The 6,054-nt window shown below is 72.0% G+C and carries 6 protein-coding genes; 1 reads left to right on the top strand and 5 read right to left on the bottom strand.

Translation table 11 applies throughout. The annotated features are described in order from the left end of the window. The 5 genes from ACYVE9_RS13025 to ACYVE9_RS13005 form a co-directional block, all read right to left on the bottom strand. The coding region (locus ACYVE9_RS13025; RefSeq protein ID WP_461027976.1) for an ROK family glucokinase at positions 1-1,040 on the bottom strand (1,040 nt) is incomplete at its 3' end. A gap of 15 nt (positions 1,041-1,055) precedes the next feature. Beyond that, positions 1,056-1,937: an ATP-binding cassette domain-containing protein gene (locus tag ACYVE9_RS13020; protein ID WP_461027975.1), complete on the bottom strand. Its 882-nt coding sequence runs from the start codon at positions 1,935-1,937 to the stop codon at positions 1,056-1,058. Next, entirely contained in the window at positions 1,934-2,974 is a 1,041-nt protein-coding gene (locus ACYVE9_RS13015; RefSeq protein WP_461027974.1) for an ABC transporter permease, read from the bottom strand. The genes ACYVE9_RS13020 and ACYVE9_RS13015 overlap by 4 nt, the downstream gene beginning before the upstream one ends. Beyond that, positions 2,971-3,999, bottom strand: a complete 1,029-nt coding sequence (locus ACYVE9_RS13010; protein ID WP_461027973.1) for a sugar ABC transporter substrate-binding protein — start codon at positions 3,997-3,999, stop codon at positions 2,971-2,973. Before ACYVE9_RS13010 ends, ACYVE9_RS13015 begins: the two co-directional genes overlap by 4 nt. A 187-nt stretch (positions 4,000-4,186) precedes the next feature. Then, positions 4,187-4,942, bottom strand: a complete 756-nt coding sequence (locus ACYVE9_RS13005) for a GntR family transcriptional regulator (RefSeq protein ID WP_461027972.1) — start codon at positions 4,940-4,942, stop codon at positions 4,187-4,189. A 101-nt stretch (positions 4,943-5,043) separates the two neighbouring features. Between ACYVE9_RS13005 and ACYVE9_RS13000 the strand changes: the two genes are divergently transcribed. Continuing rightward, positions 5,044-6,054, top strand: a 1,011-nt coding sequence (locus ACYVE9_RS13000; RefSeq protein WP_461027971.1) for a Gfo/Idh/MocA family protein, incomplete at its 3' end; no start/stop codon positions are given.

Below are 6,054 nucleotides of genomic sequence, written 5' to 3'. Positions count from 1 at the left end.
CGGGCGAGGTCGGCGGCGCCGACCATGCCGGCCTCCGGGCCGAGTTCCGCGCGGACGATCCTGGCCTCCGGCCGGTAGCCGCGGCCGGTGAGGTGGCGGCGGAAGGACTCGCGGGCCGGATCGATCAGCAGCTCGTCGGCGGCGCTGACGCCGCCGCCGATGACGAAGCAGGACGGGTCGAGGGCCGCGGCGAGGTTGGCGATGCCGATACCGAGCCACTGGCCGATGTCGCCCAGCAGCTCGACGCACATGGCGTCGCCCTCCCGGGCCAGCTCGGTGATGAGCGGCCCGGTGATCTCCGCGACGTTGCCGGCCACCCGTTCACTGATGCTGTAGGCGACCGGGGACTCCGCGACGGCCATCTCCCGGGCTTCGCGGACCAGGGCGTTGCCGGAGCTGTACTGCTCCCAGCAGCCGCGGTTGCCGCACGGGCAGCGGTGGCCCTGCGGCACGACCTGCATGTGGCCGAACTCGCCGGCGACGCCGTACTTGCCGCGCTTGACCTTGCCGTCCTCCAGGATGGCGCCGCCGATGCCGGTGCCGAGCGTGATCATGACGAGGTGGTCCTCGCCCTTGCCGGCTCCGAAGCGCCACTCCCCCCACGCGGCGGCGTTGGCGTCGTTGTCGATGAGGACGGGCACGGCCAGCCGGGCCTGGAGCGACTCGCGCAGCGGCTCGTCCCGCCAGGACAGGTGCGGCGCGAACAGGATGCGGGAGCGGTCCGCGTCCACCCAGCCGGCGGCGCCGATGCCGACGGCGTGCACGTCGTGCCGGTCGGAGAGGTCGAGGACGAGTTCGGTGATGGTGTCCTCGACGACCTTGGGGCTCTTGGACTTGTCCGGCGTCTCGGTGCGGACCTTCTCCAGGATCGTCCCGTCGGCGTCGACCACGCCGGCCATCACCTTCGTACCGCCGATGTCGATGCCGACGGTCGGCACCCGGGGCGCGGACAGGTGGGAGCTGCGCTCACGAGTGGCGACGGTCCGCAGCACGGTGGCCCGTGCGGAGCTCCGTGGCGTGAGATCGCGGTACGTACTCATCTGCTCGATTGTGCCCTACGCGGTGGCCGGTGGGGCGTCCGTGGCGCCGTCGCCGGTCGTGGCGCGGGCCAGTTCGTGGCTGAGCTGCTCCAGCTCGCTGCCGCCGGCCATCTGCCGGGTCAGCTCGTCGAGGCTGATCCCGTCGCGGGTGTGGCTGCCGGCCATCGTGCCCCGCTTGAGGAGGACGAAGCGGTCCCCGACCAGGTAGGCGTGGTGCGGGTTGTGGGTGATGAGGACAACGCCCAGGCCCTCGTCGCGGGCCGCCGCGACGTACTTGAGCACGGTTCCGGACTGCTTGACGCCCAGCGCCGCGGTGGGTTCGTCCAGGACGAGGACCCGGGCGCCGAAGTGCACCGCGCGGGCGATGGCGACGCACTGCCGTTCGCCGCCGGACAGGGTGCCGATGGGCTGGTCGACGTCGCGCAGGTCGATGCCCATGCGCAGGAGTTCCGCGCGTGTGGTGCGGCGCATCCGTTCGACGTCGAGGCGGCGCAGCGGTCCTCGCCCGGTGTGCAGCTCGGAGCCCAGGAAGAAGTTGCGCCACACCGGCATCATCGGCACCACGGCGAGGTCCTGGTAGACGGTGGCGATGCCGCGGTCGAGGGCCTCGCGCGGGGAGGCGAGCCTGGTCTCCTCTCCCGCGATGCGGTAGGTGCCGGTGTTGTGCTGGTGCAACCCGGAGATGATCTTGATGAGGGTCGACTTGCCGGCGCCGTTGTCCCCCAGCACACAGGTGACGGTCCCGGCGTGGACCTCCAGGGAGACGTCCTCCAGCGCGCGCACGTGGCCGTAGGACTTGCCGACGCCGTCCAGCACCAGCAGCGGCTCCCCGCCCCGGCCGGCGGGGGCCGCGGTCCCGGGCGTCCCGGGCTGCTCGGTCGGCTCGGTGGTGGTCATCGGCTGGCCTCCGCCCGCTTGCGGATCCACAGGTTGAGCAGGGTGGCCAGCAGCAGCATGGCCCCGAGGAAGAACTTGAACCAGTCCGGGTTCCACTGGGCGTAGACGATGCCCTTGCTGGTCATGCCGAAGATGAGCGCGCCGACGGCGGCCCCGACCGCGGAGCCGTAGCCGCCGGTCAGCAGGCAGCCGCCGATCACCGCGGCGGCGATGAAGATCAGCTCGTTGCCGACTCCCTCACCGGACTGCACGACGTCGTAGTTGAACAGCAGGTGCTGGCCCGAGATCCAGGCGCACAGCGCCACTCCCAGGTACAGCCCGATCTTGGTGCGGGCGACGGGGACGCCGACGGCTCGCGCCGCGTCGGCGCCGCCACCGACGGCGAAGATCCAGTTGCCCGCGCGGGTGCGCAGCAGCACCCAGGTGGCCACGGCGACCAGGGCCAGCCACCAGACGACGGTGATCTGAAGAGTGGCGCCGCCCACCGTCAGCTGCGAGGCGAACAGCGCCCGGGCGGACGGGAAGCCCTCCATGTCGGCGATGCTCTTGGTGGAGACGGTGCCGCTGATCAGCTTGGTGAAGCCGAGGTTGGCTCCGGTCAGCATCAGGAACGTGCCGAGCGTGATGATGAAGCTGGGCAGGCCGGTGCGGGTGAGCAGCAGGCCGTTGAAGAACCCGATCGCCAGGGTGGCCAGCAACGACACCCCGACGCCGACCCACACGTTGGCGGTCATCTGGTAGCTGAACATCGAGGAGACCAGCGCCGAGGTGGTGACCATCACGCCGGTGGAGAGGTCGAACTCGCCGCCGATCATGAGCAGCGCCACCGGCACCGCCATGATGCCGATCGTCGACGAGGCGTACAGCACGGTCGACAGGCCGGAGAGGCGGAGGAAGCTGTCGGCGGTGGCGGCGAAGACGAGGAACACCGCGAGCGCGCCGACCACCGCGCCGAGCTCGGGCCGGCTGAGGGCCCGGCGCGGCAGGGAGCGGCGGATCAGCCGGGCGTCGGCTGATCCGGTGGCCGCGGCCGTCACCGGGTGCCCCGCGCCGTGTACTCCAGAAGCGCCTCGGCGTCGTCCTGGGTGAGGATCTGCGGGCCGGTGAGCACCGGCTTCCCGCCGCCGAGCATGTTGGAGTTGTAGCGGTGGAGCCACAGCAGGTCCACGGCCTGGTAGCCCTGGAGGTAGGGCTGCTGGTCGACGGCGAAGCCGATGCTGCCGTCGTGGAGTCCGCGGGCGGCCTGGTCGTTGAGGTCGAAGGTCGCGATCTCGGCGTCGGAGTCGGCCTGGTCGGCGGCCTTGACGGCGGTGGCGGCGAACGGCGCGCCGAGCGTCACCACACTGTCGACGGTGCCGTCCGCCTGGAGCTTGGCCTCCAGTGAGGACTGCACGGAGGGCATGTTGGTGCCGTCCACGTAGAGGTTCTGCACCGTGCCGTCGAAGGTCTTGCGCACGCCGTCGCAGCGCTGCTCGTGGCCGATGTTGCCCTGTTCGTGCAGGACGCAGACGGCCTTGGTGCGGCCGCGTTCGTTGAGCTCCTCGCCGACGGCCTCTCCGGCGGTGACCTCGTCCTGGCCGATGTGCGCGAGCGCCCCGTACTCCTCGGAGAGGTCCTGCCCCGAGTTGATGGTGATCACGGGGATGCCCGCCTTGACGGCCTTGGTGACGACCGCCTTCATCGCCTCGGGCTTGGCGAGGGTGACGATCAGCCCGTCGACCTTCTGGTCGATGCGCGCCTGCACCAGCTCGGCCTGCTTGCCGGCTTCCTTGTCGTGCGAGTAGAGGAACTCGACGTTGTCCTTGACCGCGGCCTGCTCGGCGCCGCTCTGGACGATGTCCCAGAAGGTGTCGCCGTCCCCGGAGTGGGTGACCATGGCGAACTTCCAGCGGGGGGTGTCGACCGCCGCCCGGCCGCCGGCGGCCTCAGCCGCCCGCTCCTCCTCGGCGCGCTTTCCGCCGGTGCTGCTGCACCCGGCCAGCGGCACCGCGAGCACGAGGGCCGCGGCGATCACCGCAACCCGCTTGCGTCCCCGTGTGCACAACCACTTCACGCCGGCCACTCGGTCGTTCCCTCTCGCTTGCCGATCCCTGCCGCCGGTCCGCGGGCCTGCGCCGCGCGTGCCGACCGCACAAGTATCCGATACCGCCGTCGGACGGCACGCGCGGGGCGGCGGGGACGGCCCGGGCCCGGCCGTGGCAGGGGCAGCGGGAAGGAGGGAACGACCCGAGGTGCGAAGGGCGGCGGGGTCAACTGCGGACGAGCAGCTGGAAGTCGAAGGAGTAGCGCGACGCCCGGTACATGTGGGAGCCGTACTCGACGGCCTTGCCGGTGTCGTCGAAGGTGGTGCGCTGCATGGTGAGCAGCGGCGCGCCGACCGGCTCGCCGAGCAGTTCGCCCTCGGTCGCCCCGGCGGCGCAGGCGCCGACCGACTGGCGGGCGCTGTGCAAGGTGATGCCGGCGGACCGCATCAGCCGGTACAGCCCGGTGGACTCCAGGACGGCCGAGTCCAGGGTGAGCAGGTCGTGCGGGATGTGGTTGCGGAGATAGGCCATGGGCTCGCCGTGAGCGAGGCGCAGCCGCTCGACCAGGCGTACCTCGGTCCCTTCGGCGACGCCGAGCGCAGCGGCGACCTCGGCGGTGGCCCGCTCGGTCTCCAGCCGCAGCAGCCGGGTGGCGGGGCGCTGCCCGGCGGCCTCCAGGTCGTCGAAGAGGCTGCTCAGCTCCAGGGGCCGCTTGACCTGGCTGTGCACCACCTGGGTGCCGATGCCCCGGCGGCGGACCAGCAGGCCCTTGTCGACGAGCGCCTGTATCGCCTGGCGGACCGTGGGCCGGGACAGTCCGAGCCGCCCGGCGAGATCGATCTCGTTGCCGAGCAGGCTGCCGGGGGACAGCCGCCCCTTCTCGATGGCGGCTTCGAGCTGCTGTGACAGCTGGAAGTACAGCGGTACCGGACTGCTGCGGTCCACGCTGAACTGGAGGTCAGCCGCTTCGTTCTTCGCCACGGGGGCGAGCCTAGTGCCCCGGGAGCCGTGCGGGAAGCGAAACGTTTGAATGTCCGGACAAAATGTTGACAGGATGCCGCAGACGGTCGAGCGTGGAGGCCATGCAGATCGGACTCATCGGAGCGGGCCGCATCGGTTCCTTCCACGCGCGCACCCTTCGTTCCCTTCCCGGCGTGACGGAACTGGTCGTCGCCGACGCCGACCCGGCCCGGGCCGCCCGGGTGGCCGCCGACGTCGGGGCCCGCTCGGCGCCCGATCCCGACGCGCTGCTGGCGGCCGCTCCGGACGCGGTGGTGATCACCTCCGCCACCTCCTCCCATCCGGAACTGATCGTCGCGGCGGTCAGGGCCGGTCTGCCGACCTTCTGCGAGAAGCCGATCGCCCTGGACCTGGCCGGCACCCTGGCGGTGCTCGACGAGGTCGAGGCCGCCGGGACGACCCTCCAGATCGGCTTCATGCGGCGCTTCGACGCCGGCTACCTGGCAGCCAGGGAAGCGGTGCGCTCGGGCCGCCTGGGCCGGCTGCACACCGTGCGGGCGGTGACCTCCGACGCGTCACCGCCGCCGGCCGCGTTCCTGCCGCTGTCCGGCGGGCTCATCCGGGACTGCATGGTGCACGACTTCGACATCCTGCGCTGGGTGACGGGTCGCGAGGTGGTGAGCGCCTACGCCACCGGCTCCGACGTGGGCCCGGCGATGTTCGCCGAGGCCGGCGACGTCGGCTCCGCCGCCGTGCTGCTCACCCTGGACGACGGCACCCTGGTCACCGCGACCGCCACCCGCATGAACGGCGCGGGGTACGACATCCGGATGGAACTCGCCGGCGAGCGCGACCAGATCGCGGTCGGCATGGACGCCCGCACCCCGTTGACGTCGGTCGAGCCGACGGCTCCCGAGGTCACCGGCACGCCCTGGGCCGACTTCATGGAGCGGTTCGCGCCCGCCTACGCCGCCGAGCTGGCCGCGTTCCTCCGGGTGGCGCGCAACGAGATCGGCAATCCGTGCGACGGGCGGGAGGCGCGCGACGCCCTGCGGGTCTCCGAGGCGCGCGAGCAGTCCCGGCTCAGCGGACGGCCGGTCGCCCTGGCCGAGCAGCCGGCCCGGGACGGCGCG

The sequence above is a fragment of the Streptomyces sparsus genome, assembly GCF_054776295.1.
This window is presented reverse-complemented; position numbering and strand designations above follow the sequence as displayed.

Excerpts from the sequence above, each read along its gene's own strand:
- ACYVE9_RS13020 (WP_461027975.1), bottom strand. The coding sequence starts at position 1,937 with ATGACCACCACCGAGCCGACCGAGCAGCCCGGGACGCCCGGGACCGCG.